The sequence below is a fragment of the Rothia sp. HMSC036D11 genome (genome assembly GCF_001814205.1).
GTDB lineage: Bacteria > Actinomycetota > Actinomycetes > Actinomycetales > Micrococcaceae > Rothia > Rothia dentocariosa.
This window is the reverse complement of sequence record NZ_KV815315.1, coordinates 323,049-343,679: the sequence shown is the minus strand read 5'-3', so window position 1 is coordinate 343,679 and position 20,631 is coordinate 323,049. Positions and strand designations below refer to the sequence as shown.

The window sequence follows — 20,631 nt, the reverse complement described above, 5'->3', positions numbered from 1 at the left end:
ACCGCGCCCACCTGTCTAGTTTCACCCTCCACCGATATAACCAAGAAAGTGTGAAGATGTCTCGAAAAGTGTTGGTGACCGGTCTCGGCGCAACCACTCCTATTGGCGGCGACGTCCCCACCACCTGGGCAAATGCGCTTAAAGGCGTCTCGGGTATCACTAAAATTGATGAGCCCTGGGTAGAAGAATACAGTCTGCCTGTTTACATCGCTGGGCGCCTCGCAGAGCCTGCTCACGAGTCAGAACGACTCACCAAAGTTGAAGCAAAGCGCTTAGATCCTTCAGGACAGCTAGCACTTATCGCTGCTCGTGAAGCCTGGGAAGATGCTGGTTTTTCGGGTTCCGACGCTGAATCCGCAGAAGAAGTTGATCCCTTACGCACCGGTGTAGCATTTGGTACTGGTATCGGTGGTGTGTGGACCCTGCTTGATGCATGGGATACATTGCGTGAGAAAGGACCTCGAAGGGTTCTTCCCATGACAGTTCCCATGTTAATGCCTAACGGCAACGCAGCCGCTGTGTCGATGAACCTGAAAGCGCGCGCCGCTGCTCAAACCGTCGTATCTGCCTGTGCTTCTTCAACGGAAGCTATGGAGCTGGGGGTCGATATGATTCGCACAGGTAAAGCAGATGTGGTTGTTGTCGGCGGTTCCGAAGCAGCAATTCATCCTCTTCCGTTAGCGGCCTTTGCGCGTATGCAGGCGTTGTCATCGCGTAACGATGACCCCGAAAAAGCCTCACGCCCTTATGATATGGATCGTGACGGATTTGTGATGGGCGAAGGCGCTGCGGCTATGATTCTTGAGTCAGAGGAGCATGCCCGAGCCCGTGGAGCGCGAGTCTATGCCGAGCTAGCAGGTACCGGTGTCTCTGCTGATGCCTTCCATATAACCGCTCCCGATCCTGATGCTCTAGGAGCCACACGAGCTCTGCGTGAAGCACTCAAAGATGGGGATATTGATCCTGCTACAGTTGTGCATATTAACGCACACGCAACCTCAACTCCTGCGGGGGATCTACCAGAAGCAACTGCTATGCATGCTACTTTCGGTGAGCATACAAAGAATATTGCTGTTTCTGCAACCAAGTCTATGACGGGGCATCTTTTGGGTGGTGCAGGAGCCCTTGAAGCAGTGCTTACCGTATTGGCGATTTACAACCGCAAAGCTCCGGCTACTATTAATCTGGAAAACCAAGATCCGCAGATTGATCTTGACATTGTGACACAGGCACGGGAGCTTCCTGAAGGAGAGATTGTTGGTATCTCGAATTCCTTCGGCTTTGGTGGACATAACGCAGTCGTCGCGTTCCGTTCTGTTGAGTAACTCTGCATAATACTGGATTGGGGTCTTCTCAGGAATTACCTGAGAAGACCCTTTTCGTATCTGTGTACAGCTGAAGCCACGAAAAACAGTGAGGTATGCATACTTAACGCAACTGTCATATCTGAAAATACCACGGGTAATAATAAAGGGAGGATTCCCCACAGTTTTGTGGGGAATCCTCCCTTTATTATTAATGAGAAGCGACTATTTTACTTGTGCTTATAGCGGTAGATAAACGCTGCCATTGCGCCCCGTTCAACAGGTTGCCAAGGACGGAAGGTGCCATCAGCCCAACCGGTAGCGATACCAGTACCTTTAAGCCACATAATTTCTCGATAGAATTGATTATTCGCTCCAACATCTGAGAAATTACGGCCTGCGGGCACCGCTGGCTTCCCCGCAAAACGGTAGAAGAAAGCTGCCATCGCATCGCGGTTGACACTATCGTGCGGACGGAAGGTGCCATCAGCCCAACCGGTAGCGATACCTTGCTGATGCATCCAGACAATTTCGCGATAGAACTGGTCTTGAGGCGCTACATCGCGGAAAGGTGAACGTGCTGGAAGATTAACCGGAGGAGAGCCAGCCATACGGTAGAAATAAGCTGCCATCGCAGCGCGTTCTACACCTGCGTCCGGTCGGAAAGTGCCATCCGGCCAACCGGTAGTAATTTTCTCGTTGGCTAACCATTCAATTTCTTTATAGAAAGGCGAGCTCTGCGGAACATCCCGGAACCGGGTCTTAGGAGCCGTTTCTACTCGGGGCGCGGGTTGAGGATGCCATGAACGGTTCTTTGCCCCCGCATTGGTGGCTAGTGCACGTAAATCGTGAACCGTACCCGGGAAGAAATTCGAGTCTCCAACGAAAGGTCCTTCAGAAGAGAACTGCCAGATATCGTAATTACCCCACCCAGCTGGCATAGGACCGGGATAGTAGTTGTAATTTGCCAGATGCAGGAGGTGGTTACCGAACTCTGTTGCGCCTACGCATTGCCTCCACCAGTAATTAGCGGTATAAATCATAGGGTATCGACCGGTGAGGCTGCGGTAGGTCTCCATGAAATCACGAATCCACCGAGTGAGATCGGCACTGCTCATGTTGTAGCAGGTGTTGCCAAGACTCGGATATGGGTTGTATTCAATATCGAGTAGGCCGGGCATTGTAATTCCGTCGTTACTCCATCCACCGCCATGTCTGACGAAATAGCGTGCCTGTTCAGCTCCAGAGGTGGAGCGTGGGTTGGCAAAATGATAGGCACCACGAATCATGCCCGACTGTGCGGAACCGTTGTATTGTTGAGCAAAGTAAGGGTTAGTGTAATAGTTACCCTCTGTTGCTTTTGTGTATGCAAAACGGGAGCCCATATTATATGCACGGTTCCAGTCTACGTTTCCTTGGTATGAAGAAACGTCCATACCAAGGGTCCCACCTGTGGGAGTCCACATGGAAGTGGCATTAGGGGAGATCTTGCCAAGAGTTGAGGATTGCGACTCTGCAAGGCGAGCTCGCTCACCTGCACCCATTGGAGTATTCATTTCCTCGCGAGCGGGAATTTGAGCTGTAGAAGAAGCATCAGAAGTATTTTCATGAGCTACTGCCGGGCTTATAGTCCCTAAAGCCAGCACCATAGCGCCAACGGCTGCTAGGGTCTTTGAAACAGACTTTTGCCGGTTAAAAAGTTTCATGTTTACCTGCAATTTTATTTAGTTGTGTATGTGAGAGTGATATGTGTTGTGCATGATTTAAAAATGCGAAGAATATTTTTCGATTCTTAAAAATGCACTGCAGATCATGCTTCTCAAAGGAAGCGTGAACGAAGAGTATTCTAAAAATAATTTCCTATAAATTTCAAGTATTCAACCCTTTGTAGCGTGTTTTTGCGGTAGTATGAGTATTTTTTAAGTGTCAAGTATTAAAATATCTGATACCCCAGGATGAATATCATTAAATTGTATGTTAAACCTCATATGTGGTTGAAAAGTTTATATTTTTCAATATAAACAGGCAAGGAGAACAGTACATTCTATTTGAGGGTACATAATGTCTAAATCACAAAATTAAGGGTAAAGAAATTGACATATCTTTAGCCTATACTGTGATAGCGCTGGTGCCTTCCTCAAGACCTGCTTTTGGCGATCTTGCGTGGTGTGCCATAATTGACCCGTAATCGTGCTCCGGGGTCGGTGAAATTCCGAACCGGCGGTGACAGTCCGCGAACCGTGCGTATCAGTTATTGTGATGCTTACGGCCGAACCGGTGAAACTCCGGTACCGACAGTACAGTCTGGATGGTAGGCAGCACGAGCAGAAAGCACGGGATGCGGTCACGGTATATATTCGAAACCGTTATCTAATGTTCCAGCAATTGCTGGAATCAATGCATTTTGTTCTCCCCGGAGTCGCCGCAATGACGATGAAAGGGAGGAACAGTGAACGTTCTGCGGTGGCTCTTCGACGCACAAATACAGTTTGGAGACCAGATTCTTCTTGTGCGCGAAGTTTTAGGTAACCTTTTCGGTTTAGCCTCAGCTTTGGGCGGAATGCGCCGTAAAGTCTGGGCATGGCCGATCGGTATAGCCGGAAATCTGCTGCTTTTTACCGTGTTTATGGGTGCCTTCTTCGGCAGCCCCAACCCCATTAATATGCTTGGTCAGGCTGGGCGCCAGATTATGTTCATAACTGTTTCTGTATGGGGCTGGTATCGTTGGCGGCAGTCCTGCAGAGCTCAAGGAATGCGTGCCGAGGGGGCAGCTGTAATTCCACGATGGGCATCCAGGCTGGAACGTTTTAGCATTATCTCTGTACTTATTCTTGGCACGATAGCTTTAACTCCAATATTTCGTTCTCTAGGGTCATACGAGCCCGTATGGTCAGATGCTTGGATATTTACCGGTTCGCTTATAGCGACCTATGGTATGGCACGAGGATGGGTAGAGTTCTGGCTAATTTGGGTTGCTGTTGATATTGTTGGTGTTCCGCTGCTTTGGAGCGCAGGCTACTATGCCACTTCTCTGATGTATGTTTTCTACGGATGCTTTACTCTTGTAGGCTTCTTCGTATGGTGGAGTACTCGGAATCGTGAAGAAAAAACCCGAGTCCAAACGCAATTTCCGGATATTACTGTTGACGTGGAATCGAGCAAATCATGACAACGTATCTAGGTCCTGAGATGTATACGCCCGTAAATGATCTTGACTATTCTGCTGCGGAGTACGGTCATCTTCAAGGAATACCCGCTTCGGTAACTGTAAAGGTCCCTGAAGGGGCATTGACCGATGCTCGTGCTATGAGTTTGGCTATAGAAGCCGCTCGTCAGGGTATACGAGGGGCTAACCCACTTGTTGGAGCGGTTATTACAAACTCTGCCGGTCAAGTACTGCATGTTGGATGGCATCGCGGGGCAGGAACACCTCATGCTGAAGCTGATGTCCTAGCTCAAGCCCGCGCGGCTGGCACGGATATGAGCGATGCAAAAATGTATGTGTCGCTAGAACCCTGCAATCATACAGGCAAAACCGGTCCGTGCTCGCATGCTATCAAAGAAGCTGGAATTTCTCAGGTCTTTTATGCATATCCAGATAGGAGCGCTCAGGCTTCTGGCGGAGCAGAATATTTACGCTCTCACGGAGTCGTAACAACGTATATGCGAGAATTTGCTGAGGACTCGTACGCGCTAAATGAACGATGGTTTATTTCGGTCGCAGAAAAACGACCATTTATTACCGTTAAATCTGCTTCAACTCTTGACGGTTTTATCGCGGCAGCAGACGGCACCAGTAAATGGATAACTGGTTCACAAGCACGTGCTGATGGGCATCTCATCCGAAAACGCGCAGACGCCGTGATGATCGGAACCCGCACTACACTCCTTGATAATCCCTCACTAGATGCCCGTGATATCTCAGGGCAACGCTACAAGAAACAGCCTTTACGGGTTGTCATGGGAGAAACAGATATACCAAGCACCTATAAAGTGTGTGGTCTAGGTACAAGAGACCCAGAAAATTACATGCAGGTTTACACTCATGAGCCCCGAGTCCTTCTTGACGAACTTTACAGTCGTGGGGTGCGACACCTCATGATTGAGGGAGGACCGGGAATGGTTGGCCTATTTACCGGGGAAGATCTTCTTGACGAACTTGTTTGGTACCGCGCTCCTATACTTATGGGGCACGGTAAAAGTGCAATGTACCGACTTATTACCAACACGTTGGAAAATGCCCCTCGTCTGCAGCTTGATGATCTTGGGATGTTTCCATCAGTTCGGGTCTTAGGCGAAGACACCGCAACGCACCTGATACCAAGCCCCCGTAGCACTGCAAAAAATACACCGGGTATTCGTCGCGTACTTCCACGTTTCACGCACAAATATTTTCCAGAACCACGAGAATAAAAACTACAAAAGTTATGCATAATTCCTGGAAACAAAGTGTAGGAAAGGGAACATCGTCTTTGAGATCGTTCCGGTATGCACCTGCACGATATTTCGGGGAATAAAAGACTCATCTTTATAGTTATAGTGCAAGTATCGTAGCGGCATCTGAATTCCATCCCGGTGCAGCTGCCACAGAGGAGAAGACACACATGTTTACAGGAATTATCGGTGCGCTAGGTACCGTTGAGTCCGTTCAACCAGTCTATGACGCTCAAGGGACTTCGACCGGAGCTGCATATATCACTATTAACGCTGGTGATATTGTCTCTGACTTGGATCATGGAGGATCCCTAGCTGTCAACGGTGTATGTCTAACTGCCGTCGATGAGGATAGCATTGAACCGCAGCAATTTCGCGCTTATGCCATGGGGGAGACGCTCACTCGGACTAATTTAGGCACACTAACTCATGGATCGATCGTTAACCTTGAACGGTGCATGCCTGCCAACGGAAGGTTTGACGGACACGTAGTCCAGGGACACGTAGATGGTATCGCGACGGTTACATCAATAACTGAACATGATGCGTGGTGCACTATTCGTTTTTCCATTCCTCAAGAACTTGCTCCGTATCTGGTTGAGAAAGGTTCTATCGCCGTCTCCGGCGTATCGCTGACAGTAACCGCGGTTTCTGCCTCTGCTGAGAGCGCTCCCTGGTTTGAAGTCGGTTTGATTCCTGAAACTCTTAGCGCAACTAATCTAGGGCAGCTTACCGTAGGAGACACTGTCAATCTTGAAACAGACGCGCTCGCTAAATATGTAGCCCGGTTGATGGAAATGAGAAATGTAGATTTCCATGAAACTTCCGTAGTTGCACAAGAGCTGGATTCTATTCAGGAGGCCATTGAGGCTATCTCCGCCGGTCGAGCTGTCGTTGTAGTGGATGATGAAAACCGTGAAAATGAGGGAGATATAATTTTTGCGGCTGAATATGCTACAGAAGAACTTATGGGATTTACTATCCGCTATACTTCCGGAGTGATATGTGCTCCAATGAGTCACGAACGCGCAGACAGCATGAACTTGCCGCCGATGACCGCGCACAATGAAGATCCTAAAGGTACTGCATATACGGTTTCTTGCGATGCGCGTGTAGGAACCACAACAGGTATTAGCGCCGCCGATCGTGCTCGTACAGTCAGAGTTCTTGCAGACGCCTCAGGGTGCCCTGAAGATTTGAGCCGTCCGGGGCATATATTTCCCTTGCGTGCTGTAGCTGGTGGGGTATTGGAACGTGCTGGGCATACCGAAGCTGCCGTAGAACTTACCCGTGCGGCCGGTCTTTCGGGCGTAGGCGTTATTGCCGAGCTTGTTCATGATGATGGAAGCATGATGCGCTTTGAAGCATTGCGCTCTTTTGCAGCTGCGCACAGCCTCCCCATGATTTCGATCGAAGACCTTATTCAGTATGTGAAGGAACGAGCATGAGTGATACCCCAGAAAAGCAGAGCACTCAGCACAAGCACATACCCTCAGAGCTCGAATTCGAGAAACGCGATCTTGCTGAGAGATTTGCCCACCGGTACACAGCTTCGCCTTTAGACTTAGTGCCTCATCCCAGCCCGCAACTGGTGGAATCAACCATTGAGGTTATTGTTCCTACACCCCATGGAAACTTTGGGGTACGTGCTTGGCGGTTTGCCGATGGTGCTGAGCATATGAGCATTCGTGCTTTAGACGACCAAGGGAACCCTATTGCATTTTCGGGAGAAGATCAGATTCCCGCAGTGCGAATCCACTCCGAATGCGCTACTGGAGATATTCTGGGCTCCTTCCGATGCGACTGTGGTCAGCAGCTTGAGAATGGGTTAAAAATTCTCTCGCGTTATGGTGGTTGGATGCTCTATGTTCGCAATCATGAAGGGCGAGGTATTGGGCTTGTAAATAAGCTGCGAGCTTATGCACTTCAAGACGCTGGCCTTGATACCCTAGACGCAAATTTAGCGCTTGGCTTAGACGAAGATATGCGTGATTACACGCAGGCGGCACTTATTCTGCAAGAACTCGGGGTTCATAATCTGCGACTTATCACAAATAATCCGGCAAAGGTTGACGCGCTGACCGAGTTGGGGCTTGAAGTACATGAGGTAATTCCTGACGAAATTCCGGCGCGTGCTGAGAACGCCAAGTACCTTGAAACAAAACGTCAGCGTATGGGGCATAGGCTCCATGGGCCTAGTATATAATCTGGCTGATAACAGCTTGCTGTGTGGTCAGAGGACGACTTTGCGATATAAACCAACGACACCAAGGAGTTAAGAAATATGAGCGGCGCAGGAGCAGCAGATACCACTCTCAATCCTGAGGACTACACTGGATTCAAACTAGCTATTGTCGCGGCAAGCTGGCACACTCAGGTCATGGAAGGGTTACTCAATGGGGCGCAGCGCGCCGCCGCTGATGCGGGGCTGGAGCCGACTATTGTGCGTGTTCCGGGGACTTTTGAACTACCTGTTGCAGCAACCCGTCTTGCCGAAAAATACGATGCGATTGTTGCCCTCGGCGTTGTTATTCGCGGTGGAACTCCTCACTTTGACTTCGTATGTCAGGGCGCTACGAGTGGTCTGACCGATGTTTCCGTGCTGACTGGTCGCCCGGTCGGTTTCGGGGTACTCACCTGCGATAATGAACAACAAGCTCTAGACCGTGCCGGACTTCCTGGTTCCTCTGAAGACAAAGGCTATGAGGCAACGGCGGCAGCTTTGCAAACCGCAGCGACTCTCAAACGACTGAGCTAATTAACAGCGCGAAGTGTCAATTTTGATACTTCGCGCTGTTTGTTCAAACCACTGTTAGATGTGGTGGAACTTGTACACTAATACGAGAGCCCCAGGCAACAGTTTGGGCATCAGCAATCGAGCACGAAGGATTAGTCCTATGCAGGATTTGGGCATTATCTCACCCTCTCTTGAAGAATTCCGGGAACGCGCGGTGACTCACCGAGTTATTCCGGTGTGCATCAAAATTCTTGCAGACTCGCTTACACCCATTGGTATTTATCGTTCGCTGGTTCTACACGATGGTGCCGCTGATCCTGGAACTTTTTTGCTTGAATCGGCTAAGATCGCGACCGAGGGGGAATCGGCAGCTTGGGACCGGTATTCTTTTATCGGCGCTTCTTCTCGTTCAACCCTGACCACACGAGACGGCAAGATATATTGGCAAGGGCAAACTCCGGCGGGAGCCCCAACAGAAGGCGATCCCGTTGAAGCTATCGATCAAACCCTTCGTATGCTTCATACTGAACCAGTTCCTGGCCTTCCACCGTTAACATCGGGGTTGGTAGGTTACTTGGGCTGGGACGTAGTACGCCGCTGGGAGAACCTGCCGTATCCGCCAGCTGATGACGTGAATCTCCCAGAATTTGCCTTGAACATGGTTTCTGACATGGCAATCCATGATAATACTGACGGCACAGTGCTCTTGATTGCAAATGCCATTAACTTCAACGGTACCAATGAAAATGTGGATGATGCATACGTCGATGCGGTCGAACGTCTGCACCGTATGCTGCAGCAGCTAGAACAGGGTGCCTCTGAAACGGCATCGGTTTTAACCGGCGTTTCTGAGGTAAATGATCGAATTCATCGTGAGGTTACTCAAACCTGGTCGGTGCAAGGCTATCAAGACGCAATTGATCGGTGTAAGAAAAATATTATTGATGGCGACGTCTTTCAGATCGTGATCTCACGTCGTTTTGAAGTTGAAACTGGCGCGGATGCGCTTGATGTCTATCGCGTCCTTCGTCAATCTAACCCTTCACCCTACATGTACCTCTTTAACTTTGAGGATGCTGAGGGTATTCCTTTCCAAATTGTTGGTTCTTCCCCAGAAGCCTTGGTGACCCTCAAGGAGGGTCGTGCGACTTCGCATCCTATCGCTGGTTCCCGGCCTCGCGGTGCAACTCGTGAACAGGATATAGCTCTTGCTGAAGAGCTTCTTGCCGATCAAAAAGAGCGCTCTGAGCATTTGATGCTGGTTGATTTGGCGCGTAATGATCTGTCTCGAATTGCAAAGCCTGGAACGGTCTCTGTTGATGAGTTCATGGTGATTGAGCGGTTTAGCCATATCATGCATATTTCTTCCTCAGTGAGTGCTGAACTTGACCCTCAATTCAGTGCTTACGATGTACTTCGCGTTGCTTTTCCGGCGGGGACTCTCTCGGGGGCTCCCAAACCGCGGGCCATGCAGCTTATCGACGAGTATGAGCCGACCCGCCGTGGGGTTTATGGGGGTGTCTGCGGATATTTTGATTTTGCTGGAAACATGGATATGGCTATTGCAATTCGTACTGCTGTTCTCAAGGGAACAAAAGCTTATGTACAGGCTGGAGCCGGTATTGTGATGGACTCCAACCCGGAGTGCGAGACTGAAGAGACCGTAAATAAGTCAGCTGCTCCGCTCCGTGCTGTATTGACGGCATCGGGTCTGAAACCTCTGCAGACAAAACGCGTTACCACAGCAGATTAAGAACCTGCGGGAGGGCATAATCCCATGAATACACAGCGGCATAAGTCTTCGTCTTTGAATCAATCAAATAACCATGAGACAACGAGTACTGCTACGGCGTTTAGTGCGGCGGATGAAAACTTACACTCGAAACCTGTGAGACTACAAGCACCTGGACTGGTGCTTTTAACAGGGCTTGCTGTGGCTGCCCTTGCCTTTAGCACGACGCTTTTTCCTTGGGTCCAAGCGCATGTGAACGGGGTCTTGGGGGAACAAAATCTTGACGTTACTGGGTCTCGAGCGGCGCCCGCAGTAAGCGCACTGGCGATGGTAGCTTTAGCAGCTCCTTTAGCGGCGCGCATAGCCCCTCAGCTTTTGCGGTATGTTATCGCATTGGTAAGTTTAGGATCCGGGGTGGGTATTATTTTTTCTGCGCTGTCGGTGGTGATGAATCCCGCAGGTGCGGTTGTAACTGAGACCAGCAAGGTAACGGGAACCGTGGCGTCTACAGGTACATATGCTGTGACTGTTTGGCCGTGGATTTCATGCATATCAGGTTTTCTTATTATGTGCGTGGGACTTTGGACTCTTGTGGTGGCTCGACACTGGCAAGGTGGGCGTAAATATGACCGCACAGTGCGTAACCTGCAAGAAGCTCCTGGTGAGGTCGACAATATGGATGCATGGGATCTGCTGAGCAGGGGAGAAGACCCTACCGTAGAAAAATAGTTTTAAATAGTGAAAGAGGCTTCAAACACTGCGAGTTGTACAACATTGCTCGTCTAAATATTTGTACGATTCTCACCAGCAAATTCACAGAAGACGAGATCATGACCTAAAATCGAAGAAAGGACGTCTGCACGCATTATTCGCGTATCTGTGCACACACATGAGGAGTTTTCGTGACGGAAGAGAAAGTTGTTATTGTTCCTGAACGCCCATATGCAAATCACGGTAGCACCGTAGCATCGTGGGTTATGATCGCCATCATGACGACCGGGGTACTTGTTGGTGCTGTTGCGTATGATCTGGCTCAGCCCGTTATCGTCTTTGTTGGTGCTGGCATTATCGTGCTGGGTCTAGTGGCTGGATTGCTTCTCAAGAGTGCTGGCTACGGTCAAGGTGGTTCTAAAACCAAAAATACTGAGCGTCACTAGTAAATACGCTATGAGCGCCTCGCCCATGACGAGGCGCTCTCTCTTGTGCTATCTCAAACTTTTGGATATTTGATGACTATGAGAAGGAACACTGTTGAGTACCGTACTAGATGAAATTATTGGTGGAGTACGTGAGGATTTAGAGGATCGTCGTGCAAAACATCCTCTGGAAAAGGTGCAGGAGCTAGCGCTCTCTACGGCACCAGCTCTTGACGCTGTATGTGCTTTACGCGGTGATGGCCAAACTGTGCGCATCATTTCAGAGGTGAAACGTTCGTCTCCATCGAAAGGTGTCCTGGGGGAAATAGCGGATCCAGCGGAACTAGCGGTGAAGTATCAGCGTGGAGGAGCAGCAGCTATTTCGGTGCTTACCGAAGAACGCCGTTTCGGCGGAAGCCTGGAGGATCTGGACGCGGTGCGTGCTCACGTCAGTATTCCCATATTGCGTAAAGATTTTATTGTTGATGAGTACCAGATTTGGGAAGCACGTGCACACGGCGCAGATCTGGTGCTTCTTATTGTTGCTGCCTTGGAAGAAGATACCTTGAGCGCTTTCTTAGAGCTTGCCGAATCGCTTGGTATGAATGCTCTCGTAGAAGCACATACTTCAGAAGAAATATCTATCGCTCAGCGTGTCGGAGCCAAAATTATAGGTATTAACGTTCGCAACCTAAAAACTCTTGAAGTCAAGAACACGCATTATGCAGAGCTTGCGGCCGACCTGCCGGAAAGCGTTATTAAAGTTGCAGAATCTGGTGTATCTGGGCTGAGCGATGTACAGAACTACGCGCAGGCTGGTGCTGATGTCGTACTTATTGGTGAGACTCTGGTCAAATCTGGAGACCCGGAGAAAACTGTCCGTGAATTTTCGGCTGTACCTCATCTCTAATGCAGATTAGAGCTATCTTACGTAGATGACAGTTTTTCACATGTGAATAATCATAGGGCTTTTCTTTATATACGCTGACGCTATGTCATTCCGCGTAGAATAGTAAGAATACGAACAAGCCGTACCATGAGTTAAGTGTACAAACCTAACTCATGGATGAAAATAAAAGTACCCGGGAAGGACAACAATGAGCGAAAACCTGGCAGACGCATTTCTTGAGGGGAAATCCCTCAAAAATGCACCCGGTCCCTACTTCGGGCAATACGGTGGGCGATGGATGCCTGAATCGTTAATTGCCGCCATGGATGAGCTTGAGTCTACCTTCCAGAATGCTAAGCAGGATCCAGAGTTTATTGCGGAATTTCAGCGACTCTCTGCTGAATACTCGAATCGTCCTTCATTGCTAACGGAAGTTCCGCGGTTCTCAGAGCACGCTGGGGCTCGGATCTTTCTGAAACGTGAAGATCTTAACCATACCGGTAGCCACAAGATTAACAATGTTTTAGGACAAGCACTTCTCGCAAAGCGCATGGGTAAGACACGTCTGATCGCAGAGACCGGTGCTGGTCAGCACGGTGTAGCAACGGCAACGGCTGCTGCGCTTTTCGGCATGGACTGTGTGATTTACATGGGTGAAGAAGATACCGAGCGGCAGGCTTTGAACGTGGCGCGTATGCAGCTTTTGGGCGCGAAAGTTATTGCCGTTCAGAATGGCTCCCGTACTCTGAAAGACGCTATTAATGAGGCTCTTCGAGACTGGGTCGCTAATGTCGAGAATACCCACTATCTGCTGGGTACAGCGGCGGGAGCACATCCTTTTCCTACGATGGTGCGTTTCTTTCATGATGCTATTGGTTCTGAAGCACGCGAACAAATTCAACAGATGACTGGGCGTCTTCCCCACGGAGTTTCTGCATGCGTTGGTGGGGGTTCAAACGCCATTGGAATCTTCCATGCATTCCTTGATGACCGCGATGTAAAACTTTACGGTTTTGAGGCGGGGGGAGATGGTATAGAAACCGGACGTCACGCCGCAACTATTAATCTAGGCCGCCCAGGAATGCTTCACGGTGCCGTAACCTACCTGATGCAAGACGAAGATGGGCAAACTATAGAGTCGCATTCGATTTCTGCTGGCCTGGACTATCCCGGCGTTGGGCCCGAACACTCATACCTTTCAGACTTAGGCCGTGTCAGCTACCAGCCGGTGACCGATACTGAAGCTATGGAGGCTTTTCAACTGCTTTGCCGTACTGAAGGTATTATTCCTGCCATCGAATCGGCGCATGCACTTGCCGGTGCGTTACGGGTCTGTCAGGAGTGGGCGCATCAAGATTCTGAGTCTGCCCGTGAAAAAATAATGGTGGTGTGCCTATCTGGTCGTGGCGATAAAGACATGGAGACTGCCTTGAAATGGTTCGATCTAGGGAAAGCAACCCCGTCATCTTCTCTCATGACAGGCAATAAAGAGGCAGTTGCTGAGAAGGCAGTGCAGGCAGAAAGCGAGGCGCACGCATGAGCTATCAAGACGCACAGCCGCATGCGGCAAAGTACGAAGTCCTTGACGGTACCTTCCCGCCCCAAAACCCGAACTCGCTTCTCGTGCAGCGGTTACGCGAATGCAAAGAAGATGGGCGTGCAGCACTTATCGGGTACCTCCCCGCAGGTTTTCCCAACTTTGAAGATTCTGTGGCAGCAGCTATCGAATTAGGCAATAACGGTGCCGACATTATTGAGCTGGGCGTACCGTACTCGGATCCGGTCATGGACGGCCCCGTTATCCAGCACGCAACAGGTATCGCATTAGAAGGCGGCTTCAAACTTTCTCGGGTTTTTGATGCTGTACGGCGCATTACCGAGGCAACCCAAGCTGTCGTTGTCGTGATGACGTATTGGAACCCCGTACTTGCCTACGGTGTTGATAATTTTGCACGTGATCTTGCGGCTGCTGGAGGAGCTGGAATGATCACTCCAGATTTAGTACCCGATGAAGCATCGGCTTGGTTCGAAGCCTCTGAAAAATACGGGTTAGATCGTATTTTCTTGGCGGCGCTATCATCATCGCCTCAACGTTTAGAGACTATCGCTAAGGCTTCGAGCGGGTTCGTTTATGCCGTTTCTGTCATGGGCGTTACAGGGGCTCGCACTTCAGTCTCAGAAGCTGCCCAAGGACTTGTCGAAAACCTTCATGCTGCAGGCGCTGAATACGCGTGTGTTGGTTTAGGCGTTTCAACTCGTGCCCATGTTGAAGCGATCGGAACTTATGCAGATGGTGTGATTGTAGGAACGGCACTTGTAAAAGCTCTAGCTGATGGAGGTCCTACTGCGGTGGGAGCATTAACTCGTGAACTTGCAGGACGTGCATAGTATGAATGTTATATTATCGGAATCCTTTACCTCAGCAGTATCCCTTCCTCTGGCGTCAATCCCGTCGCCGAGTGTATCTTATCTTCAGCTTGGGCCGTTTCGTATCCATTTTTACGCACTTTGCATTTTAGCCGGAATAATCGTGTGTCTATGGCTTAGCGCTCGGCGCTGGGCACAAGTTGGCGGCACACGTGAGCGCGTATATGACGTGGCAATGTGGGCTATTCCCGCTGGAATTATTGGGGCGCGTGCTTACCATGTGCTCATTACAGACCCTGGCAGCTATTTTGGTCCCAATGTCTCTGATCCTTGGGCTTTCCTGAAGATTTGGGAAGGCGGCATCGGCATTATGGGAGCGGTGTCCGTAGGAGCCCTGGGGGCCTGGATTGCTTGTCGCCGATACCAGATTAACTATGCAGCATTTGCGGATGCAGTTGCACCAGGTATTATTTTGGCGCAGGCTTTTGGTCGTTGGGGCAACTGGTTTAATCAGGAGCTTTTCGGTAAGCCTACTACCCTTCCGTGGGGTTTGGAGATTAGTCAATCGAGTGGGAATTTTCCTGCTCAATATCCCGCAGGAACTCTCTTTCACCCCACGTTCCTTTACGAATCATTGTGGAATCTTGTGGGCGCATTCCTTCTAATTTTCCTGGGGAATAGGTTCCTGAAGCGCGGACAAACTTTTTGGCTCTATGTGCTGTACTACGGTATTGGACGGTTCTTCATTGAAGTGTTCCTGCGTATTGATACCTCTGAAACACTTCTGGGGCTGCGGGTTCACGTGTGGACATCGGGTGCCCTGATTGTACTAGGGTTGATCGGCTTTGTTGCCGCTGGTATCCGCGCTAGGGCTAAAGCTGCAGCGGGCATTGCTGAAGCTCCAGTGCAGGGATCATCTGTTCAGCAGACCCCCAACTCAGAGAAGACTGAGACTGCCGCCCAAGATTCGGATGAGGTTTCTAACCAGGGTAAAGAGACCTTGGAAGAATCTCGGATATCCGAGAAGAAGGTAACGGAAGAGAAGCAAGCTATAAAAGACAAAGAACCAGGCACCCAGGAAGAGCCTGCAGATAGGGTTCAGACCGGTGATAAGCAGGATAAAACCCCTGAGATCCCGTGGAAAAAATCTAAATCGTAAATTCTTGGACAACTAATCTTGGGTCCTCTTCACTGTTTCAATGGTGGAGAGGACCTGACTTTTTCCTTGATGAAAGATAAAAGGAGGGGGTGGGCCGCACACACAAGACCCACCCCCTGCAACCGAATACGTTATCGGCGCGGCCTCGCACCCGCATCCGGAATCAAAAGACCGGAGGAGGAGAGAAAACCTCCGGCCAAGTCTATTTTGGTAACCTGCTATGCAATATCAGAGGAATTTGGATATTGCTTCAACAAGTGGTTTTAGAGACTCTCGGTTGGTGTAATCCGCATGACCGGTTTTATAGCACTCAAGCATTTGCTGAATACCTTCGTTGGGGTTTGGATTAGCCATCAACCAAGCGCGAACCGGACCTTTAAGAGCGGTCTTATGAGCAAGTGAAAGCTCTGAAAAGTCAATCCCACCACGTAAATGGAAAGTCGGGCGTCCATCGGTGAGTTCTGCAGTATAACTTTTAGCGACAGCCTTGTCGAGCAGTTTCTTGGAGTACTCGCCTGTGAAGGAAACCGTGAAGAATGCAGTACGTTCCTTTTTAGGGAGAATAAAGGGAACAATCTTCTTCTTGAGGCTGGGAGCGCTTGTAAGGAACCCGCCGTAATCGCTACCGCCAATAATAACGGAGTCCGCTGCTTCCACAAGTTCAGGGGTTACTTCTGTAGCCCGTAAAGTATCGACTTCAGGAGCCTGTGGTAATGCTCGCAGATCTTCTGCTAGCCAGTTCGCATAACGCTCGGTGTACCCATAGGTTGAACCGAAGATAATCAGCACACGAATGGTCACTGAAGCCTCCCAAAGCAAATTTGCATACAAGATACTAATTATTGATTCCAGTCTATGGCAGGTGGTGATAAATGTGAAATTGCTTAGCCAATACTGGCGTGTCGTTTTTATCACATGGAAGAGGGGAGTGAGTGATGAACATCAAGGTGTGTCATACATGATGTGGGCATATTTGTTTCTCGGACAGGAGCGCTTGGCCATAGTTTCAAATGAGATGTCAGAAAACAACTAAAACCTAATTATTGTTCTGAGGGGCAGGTAGAGAGCACGTGAGTCTTGAGTGGGCAACATGGTTCGAGGTTAAAACTAGGATTTCCTGAAAATACCGAGAATTTTCCTCCCGAAAACGCTTGAGAAGGAATATACTAGAAGGGATGAATGCCGCACATGCCATGTTGTGTATACATGGTGTTGTGTGGGAATAATTGGGACTCCTGATGAGAAGGTTCCATCTATATTATGGGTATCTTTCTTAGAAAGTTCCACCCCAACACACGAAGGTTAGGTACATGAGGCGCGCAAAAATCGTTGCAACCATTGGTCCGGCTATTTCTTCTCCCGAAAAAATTGCGGAAGCGATCAAGGCGGGTATGAACGTTTCCCGTCTGAATATGAGTCACGGTGACCATGACGTTCACACTAACTCTTACACAACTATCCGTGAACAATCCGCGGCGTTGGGGAAAGAAGTAGCTATTCTTGCTGATCTGCAAGGTCCTAAGATCCGTTTGGAGCGCTTTGTAAACGGGGAAGAATATCTAAAGCCTGGCGCTGATTTTACGATTACTTCTGAGGACGTTGAGGGTACCAAAGATATCTGTGGTACGACTTATAAAGGTCTTCCTGGCGATGTGAAGCCTGGCGATAAACTTTTGCTGGATGACGGTAAGATCCAGCTGGAAGCCGTTGAAGTAACTCCAACTCGTGTTCGCACTCGTGTGATTGTAGGCGGACCTATTTCAAACAATAAAGGCATCAACCTTCCTGGGGCGGCCGTTTCCCTTCCCGCACTGACCGAGAAGGATGAGGCTGACCTTCGTTTTGCCCTGAATTTGGGCGTAGATATTATTGCTCTTTCCTTTGTACGTAGCGGGAAAGACGTAAACCGCGTTCATGAGATCATGGACGAAGAGGGTATCCGTATTCCGGTGATTGCCAAGATCGAAAAGCCTCAAGCCGTTGATAATCTGCAAGATATTATCGACAAGTTTGATGGCATCATGGTTGCCCGTGGCGACCTTGGCGTGGAACTGCCGTTCTCTGAGGTGCCACTGGTTCAGAAGAAAGCTATTGAGATGGCTCGTCGCTGGGCTAAGCCCGTTATCGTGGCAACTCAGGTACTTGAGTCCATGATCTCTAGCCCGACTCCTACGCGCGCGGAAGTCTCTGACTGTGCAAACGCAATCTTGGATGGCGCCGATGCGGTGATGCTCTCCGGCGAGACTTCGGTAGGCAATTACCCCATTATTACCATTGCGGCAATGGCCTCCATTATTCGTGATACTGAGGAAAAAGGTCTATACCGCGTACCACAGCTGGACCGTAAGCCCCGTACCCGTGGTGGTGCCATCACGCGTGCAGCTGTAAACATTGCGGAACAATTGGATGTAGATTACATTAGTACTTTTACCCAGACGGGTGACTCAGCACGCCGTTTAGCACGTCTACGCCCTGCGCAGCCGGTACTTGCTTTCACCCCCAACCCAAAGGTGCGTGCTTTTATCTCACTGTTGTGGGGTGTTGAAGCTGCGCATGCGCCGGTGGCGACCAACATTGACGGTACGACCGACATCGTAAATGACTACCTGGTCGAGCATAAGCTCGCAGAACCGGGTGATCTTATTGTGATTGCTGCAGGTTCGCCTCCCGGGGTGGCGGGATCAACCAATATGGTTAAGGTACACCGTATTAAGGAACAGGGTTCCGGCGAACATGAACCGGAAGAGCGTGAGCACCTGCGCCCCTACGGGGAAGACGAACACAAGTAAGGTTCTTCTTTATCGTGTAAACATTTTTCGAACTGAATCTATGAGAAGTCCCGCCTCTTTGATGCAGGAGGCGGGACTTTCTATATGCGGAAAGACCCACCATATGAGTTGCGGGTACACAATCTATTGAACTGGAGCTCCAAGAAAATAAAAACTCGTCTCAAAACCATAACTATGGTCAAGACGAGTTTAGTAAATGTGCCCGAGGTGGGACTCGAACCCACACTCCGAAGAACCTGATTTTGAGTCAGGCGCGTCTGCCAATTCCGCCACTCGGGCTTGCACTCAAAGGTACGCATAAGATTTTACCCTATCGATTGGCATAAAATCGAATTACAAAGAGTGAGAAATGTCCACAGTATTCTTTGAATCCTCGACGATAGTTTTGCATCTAGACGAGAAACATACAAATTTCAACCTTATACAGTAGATGAAGTTTTATTAACTACTGTAGAATAAAGGCGACTGAAAATAGACCAAGGAGAGAGTTATGTCAGAGAAGACCGCTCACGAACACGAGGGAGAGCAGGTCTCGGCGCGCACCGTTGTGGTTGCCGAAGACGAAGCATTGATTCGCCTGGACATCGTCGAAATCCTGAAGGACCAAGGGTTCGAGGTCGTGGCAGAGACCGATAATGGTAAAACCGCTATCGAGCTTGCCAAAAAACACCATCCCGATTTGGTGCTCATGGATGTCAAAATGCCGATTATGGACGGTATTACAGCCGCCGAGGAAATCGGAAAGGAAAAAATAGCGCCTGTGGTGCTCCTGACCGCTTTCAGCCAGAAAGAGCTGGTGGATCGTGCTGTTGAAGCTGGGGCCATGGCATATGTGGTCAAGCCCTTTACTCCTAATGACCTTTTCCCCGCTATCGAGGTGGCGCTTTCTCGATATGAACAGCTGCGTACGCTAGAGAAAGAGGTTACAACTATTCGTGATCAGTTTGAGACTCGAAAGCTCGTAGATCGTGCCAAGTCATTGCTTATCACCAAAATGAACCTCACCGAGCCTGAGGCATTCCGGTGGATTCAGAAGACCTCAATGGACCGTCGCCTCTCTATGCGAGAGGTATCCGATACTATTATCAAGCAGCTGTCTGAGTAATATTCTTGGGACCTTAGTGTCAAGTCCCAAACGATGATTAGCTGCTGCTCTAGAATATAAAATTCAGGAGTGTGGATTTTCAGGACAACAAGACTCTTGTTGTCCTGAAAATCCACACTCCTGTTTTACGCTTTCATTTGCTCACGACAGCATTGAAATGAATGTATTAGCGTCGCATTATACGGGTTATGGCGTCATCGTCATCATTACCATGAGGACCTTTAATCGGGCGTGCTGTTGGGGACCCAGCCCAGAGTAAAACGCCGGCTGCTATGAAAAGTCCTAACCACCAGAAACTTCCTGGATTTCCCATAGCGGCAACCCAACATACCAGTAGAACAGCTATGGCTAAGGGCAATGTAATACGTTTTGCACGGACGATTTTTGGATAGCGTTTGGAATACGGTTGGCGCGCCATATCAATCCTCTATATGTCTGCTTTAGGGTCGTGGAATGATCATATTAGTTATACGAGCTGTACAAATAGTTCGATCGGACTCATCCATAATCTCTATAGTGTGTACGCAAACGGTACGTCCCAGCTTAACTGCCGTACAGATTCCCGTAACGTGGCCACTAATAGCAGGGCGCACGTGAGTTGCATTGAGATCTACCCCAACGGCTATGGAGTCAACTCCTCCATGGATACCTGCTGCTAATGAACCAAGAGTTTCTGCAAGAACAGCCGAGGCACCTCCGTGGAGCAAACCGACAGGCTGGGTATTCCCCTGCACAGGCATGGATGCCACAGCTCGCTCAGCAGTTAGCTCACTAAAGATAATTCCCATACGGGGGATTAGCTCTCCCAAACCCTTCGGAAAGAATTTATGAGCCTCTGCGGGTACACCGTACTCGTTGAGCTGCGCTATAAGGTCACCAGATAGTTTAGGGGTAGATTCAGTCATGCCTTCAAGTGTACTCCCAGTGATAGGGTGGAGTAGAAAAAGAGCTCTTATCAAGTATCTGTTTGTCGGGATTG

At 49.5% G+C, this 20,631-nt stretch carries 18 protein-coding genes, 1 tRNA gene and 1 riboswitch; of the genes, 15 read left to right on the top strand and 4 right to left on the bottom strand.

Features of this window, described 5'->3' with window-relative positions; genetic code table 11:
* Positions 1-56: 56 nt before the first annotated feature.
* Positions 57-1,325: a beta-ketoacyl-ACP synthase II gene (gene fabF, locus HMPREF2958_RS09610; protein ID WP_070697823.1), complete on the top strand. Its 1,269-nt coding sequence runs from the start codon at positions 57-59 to the stop codon at positions 1,323-1,325.
* A gap of 209 nt (positions 1,326-1,534) precedes the next feature.
* Here fabF and HMPREF2958_RS09605 read toward each other — a convergent pair whose 3' ends face one another.
* On the bottom strand, positions 1,535-3,010 hold the full coding sequence (locus HMPREF2958_RS09605) for a GH25 family lysozyme (protein ID WP_070697822.1): 1,476 nt from the start codon (positions 3,008-3,010) through the stop codon (positions 1,535-1,537).
* A 480-nt stretch (positions 3,011-3,490) separates the two neighbouring features.
* A riboswitch (FMN riboswitch) is annotated at positions 3,491-3,630 on the top strand.
* A gap of 123 nt (positions 3,631-3,753) precedes the next feature.
* Here HMPREF2958_RS09605 and pnuC point away from each other — a divergent pair.
* From pnuC to lgt, 12 genes are all read left to right on the top strand, one after another.
* Positions 3,754-4,473, top strand: a complete 720-nt coding sequence (pnuC, locus tag HMPREF2958_RS09600) for a nicotinamide riboside transporter PnuC (protein WP_070697821.1) — start codon at positions 3,754-3,756, stop codon at positions 4,471-4,473.
* Positions 4,470-5,717, top strand: a complete 1,248-nt coding sequence (gene ribD / locus HMPREF2958_RS09595; RefSeq protein ID WP_070697820.1) for a bifunctional diaminohydroxyphosphoribosylaminopyrimidine deaminase/5-amino-6-(5-phosphoribosylamino)uracil reductase RibD — start codon at positions 4,470-4,472, stop codon at positions 5,715-5,717. Before pnuC ends, ribD begins: the two co-directional genes overlap by 4 nt.
* A gap of 191 nt (positions 5,718-5,908) precedes the next feature.
* Positions 5,909-7,186 (top strand): 3,4-dihydroxy-2-butanone-4-phosphate synthase, encoded by a 1,278-nt coding sequence (ribB, locus tag HMPREF2958_RS09590; RefSeq protein ID WP_070697819.1) that lies wholly within the window; start codon positions 5,909-5,911, stop codon positions 7,184-7,186.
* Complete coding sequence (locus HMPREF2958_RS09585; RefSeq protein ID WP_070697818.1) at positions 7,183-7,944, top strand: GTP cyclohydrolase II; 762 nt, start codon at positions 7,183-7,185, stop codon at positions 7,942-7,944. The genes ribB and HMPREF2958_RS09585 overlap by 4 nt, the downstream gene beginning before the upstream one ends.
* A gap of 78 nt (positions 7,945-8,022) precedes the next feature.
* Entirely contained in the window at positions 8,023-8,496 is a 474-nt protein-coding gene (gene ribH / locus HMPREF2958_RS09580) for a 6,7-dimethyl-8-ribityllumazine synthase (RefSeq protein WP_048751639.1), read from the top strand.
* Between the two features lie 139 nt (positions 8,497-8,635).
* The gene (locus HMPREF2958_RS09575) at positions 8,636-10,228 is read left to right on the top strand and encodes an anthranilate synthase component I (protein ID WP_070697817.1); all 1,593 of its coding nucleotides are present in this window, start codon (positions 8,636-8,638) and stop codon (positions 10,226-10,228) included.
* A gap of 24 nt (positions 10,229-10,252) precedes the next feature.
* Positions 10,253-10,936, top strand: coding sequence for a Trp biosynthesis-associated membrane protein (locus HMPREF2958_RS09570; protein WP_070697816.1), 684 nt, complete (start codon positions 10,253-10,255; stop codon positions 10,934-10,936).
* Positions 10,937-11,109: 173 nt separating this feature from the next.
* Positions 11,110-11,364: an HGxxPAAW family protein gene (locus HMPREF2958_RS09565; protein ID WP_048751642.1), complete on the top strand. Its 255-nt coding sequence runs from the start codon at positions 11,110-11,112 to the stop codon at positions 11,362-11,364.
* 94 nt (positions 11,365-11,458) lie between these two features.
* Positions 11,459-12,253, top strand: coding sequence for an indole-3-glycerol phosphate synthase TrpC (gene trpC, locus HMPREF2958_RS09560; protein ID WP_070697815.1), 795 nt, complete (start codon positions 11,459-11,461; stop codon positions 12,251-12,253).
* Positions 12,254-12,440: 187 nt separating this feature from the next.
* Positions 12,441-13,772 (top strand): tryptophan synthase subunit beta, encoded by a 1,332-nt coding sequence (gene trpB / locus HMPREF2958_RS09555; RefSeq protein ID WP_070697814.1) that lies wholly within the window; start codon positions 12,441-12,443, stop codon positions 13,770-13,772.
* Positions 13,769-14,620, top strand: a complete 852-nt coding sequence (trpA, locus tag HMPREF2958_RS09550) for a tryptophan synthase subunit alpha (RefSeq protein WP_070697813.1) — start codon at positions 13,769-13,771, stop codon at positions 14,618-14,620. Before trpB ends, trpA begins: the two co-directional genes overlap by 4 nt.
* 1 nt (position 14,621) lies before the next feature.
* Complete coding sequence (lgt, locus tag HMPREF2958_RS09545; RefSeq protein WP_083297320.1) at positions 14,622-15,758, top strand: prolipoprotein diacylglyceryl transferase; 1,137 nt, start codon at positions 14,622-14,624, stop codon at positions 15,756-15,758.
* Positions 15,759-15,986: 228 nt separating this feature from the next.
* Here the strand turns inward: lgt and HMPREF2958_RS09540 are convergent, their stop codons facing one another.
* Positions 15,987-16,559 (bottom strand): flavodoxin domain-containing protein, encoded by a 573-nt coding sequence (locus HMPREF2958_RS09540; RefSeq protein ID WP_070697812.1) that lies wholly within the window; start codon positions 16,557-16,559, stop codon positions 15,987-15,989.
* Between the two features lie 509 nt (positions 16,560-17,068).
* Between HMPREF2958_RS09540 and pyk the strand changes: the two genes are divergently transcribed.
* On the top strand, positions 17,069-18,547 hold the full coding sequence (pyk, locus tag HMPREF2958_RS09535; protein WP_070448651.1) for a pyruvate kinase: 1,479 nt from the start codon (positions 17,069-17,071) through the stop codon (positions 18,545-18,547).
* A gap of 199 nt (positions 18,548-18,746) precedes the next feature.
* On the opposite strand, the gene HMPREF2958_RS09530 is transcribed toward pyk, so the two are convergent.
* Positions 18,747-18,826 (bottom strand) — tRNA-Leu (locus HMPREF2958_RS09530).
* A gap of 211 nt (positions 18,827-19,037) precedes the next feature.
* Between HMPREF2958_RS09530 and HMPREF2958_RS09525 the strand changes: the two genes are divergently transcribed.
* Positions 19,038-19,652, top strand: coding sequence for an ANTAR domain-containing response regulator (locus HMPREF2958_RS09525; protein ID WP_048754317.1), 615 nt, complete (start codon positions 19,038-19,040; stop codon positions 19,650-19,652).
* 440 nt (positions 19,653-20,092) lie between these two features.
* Here HMPREF2958_RS09525 and HMPREF2958_RS09520 read toward each other — a convergent pair whose 3' ends face one another.
* The gene (locus HMPREF2958_RS09520; RefSeq protein WP_070697853.1) at positions 20,093-20,557 is read right to left on the bottom strand and encodes a PaaI family thioesterase; all 465 of its coding nucleotides are present in this window, start codon (positions 20,555-20,557) and stop codon (positions 20,093-20,095) included.
* Positions 20,558-20,631 lie beyond the last annotated feature (74 nt).

Coding starts and splice junctions, on each gene's coding strand:
- trpA (WP_070697813.1), top strand. CDS start 13,769: ATGAGCTATCAAGACGCACAGCCGCATGCGGCAAAGTACGAAGTCCTT.
- lgt (WP_083297320.1), top strand. CDS start 14,622: ATGAATGTTATATTATCGGAATCCTTTACCTCAGCAGTATCCCTTCCT.
- ribH (WP_048751639.1), top strand. CDS start 8,023: ATGAGCGGCGCAGGAGCAGCAGATACCACTCTCAATCCTGAGGACTAC.
- HMPREF2958_RS09605 (WP_070697822.1), bottom strand. CDS start 3,010: ATGAAACTTTTTAACCGGCAAAAGTCTGTTTCAAAGACCCTAGCAGCC.
- HMPREF2958_RS09520 (WP_070697853.1), bottom strand. CDS start 20,557: ATGACTGAATCTACCCCTAAACTATCTGGTGACCTTATAGCGCAGCTC.
- ribD (WP_070697820.1), top strand. CDS start 4,470: ATGACAACGTATCTAGGTCCTGAGATGTATACGCCCGTAAATGATCTT.
- trpB (WP_070697814.1), top strand. CDS start 12,441: ATGAGCGAAAACCTGGCAGACGCATTTCTTGAGGGGAAATCCCTCAAA.
- HMPREF2958_RS09570 (WP_070697816.1), top strand. CDS start 10,253: ATGAATACACAGCGGCATAAGTCTTCGTCTTTGAATCAATCAAATAAC.
- HMPREF2958_RS09575 (WP_070697817.1), top strand. CDS start 8,636: ATGCAGGATTTGGGCATTATCTCACCCTCTCTTGAAGAATTCCGGGAA.
- ribB (WP_070697819.1), top strand. CDS start 5,909: ATGTTTACAGGAATTATCGGTGCGCTAGGTACCGTTGAGTCCGTTCAA.
- HMPREF2958_RS09525 (WP_048754317.1), top strand. CDS start 19,038: ATGTCAGAGAAGACCGCTCACGAACACGAGGGAGAGCAGGTCTCGGCG.
- pyk (WP_070448651.1), top strand. CDS start 17,069: ATGAGGCGCGCAAAAATCGTTGCAACCATTGGTCCGGCTATTTCTTCT.
- HMPREF2958_RS09585 (WP_070697818.1), top strand. CDS start 7,183: ATGAGTGATACCCCAGAAAAGCAGAGCACTCAGCACAAGCACATACCC.
- fabF (WP_070697823.1), top strand. CDS start 57: ATGTCTCGAAAAGTGTTGGTGACCGGTCTCGGCGCAACCACTCCTATT.